At 68.3% G+C, this 559-nt stretch carries 1 protein-coding gene; it reads right to left on the reverse strand.

What is annotated here, in order from left to right; genetic code table 11:
* Nucleotides 1-559: branched-chain amino acid ABC transporter permease (locus D3D02_RS18700; protein ID WP_147435731.1), on the reverse strand; the 559-nt coding region annotated here is incomplete at both ends.

Genomic DNA, 559 nt, shown 5'->3' on the forward strand with positions numbered 1-559 from the left:
CTTCGAGCGCCGGGAACCGGCTGATCGCCCACCGGATGTACAGGAAGACGAACGCGCCGACTATCGGCCCGGAGAAATAGGTCGCGCCGCCGATCACGGTGGCGATGACCGCGATCGCGCTGGTCGACCAGTGCGTGAGCCCCGGGGACGCGACGCTCGCGAGCCCCGCGCGCAACACGCCGGCGACGCCGACGATCATCGCCGAGAGGATGAACGTCATCCAGCGGTGGTGTCTGACGTCGATCCCGAGCGCGGCCGCGCGGTCGGGGCTCTCGCGGATCGCCTTACAGACGGTTCCGAACGGGGAGTTGACGACGCGCCAGACCCCGTACGTCGCCGTCACCACGGTGACCGCCGAGATGACGTAGTAGACCCGCCGGCCGCCGACCGGGACGCTCGCACCGCCGAGGTCGACGGTCCCGAGCAGAACGATGATCCCGTCGGTCCCGTTCGTCAGCCCGGCGGGGTCCTGAATGATAAGCGAGTAGCCCAACATCCCGAACGCGAGGGTGATCAGCGCGAAGTAGATCTCTTCGAGCCGAACGCTGAGCCACCCGAC

Origin of the sequence: Halobellus sp. Atlit-38R (assembly GCF_003665925.1) — an archaeon.
Taxonomy (GTDB): Archaea; Halobacteriota; Halobacteria; order Halobacteriales; family Haloferacaceae; genus Haloquadratum; species Haloquadratum inordinatus.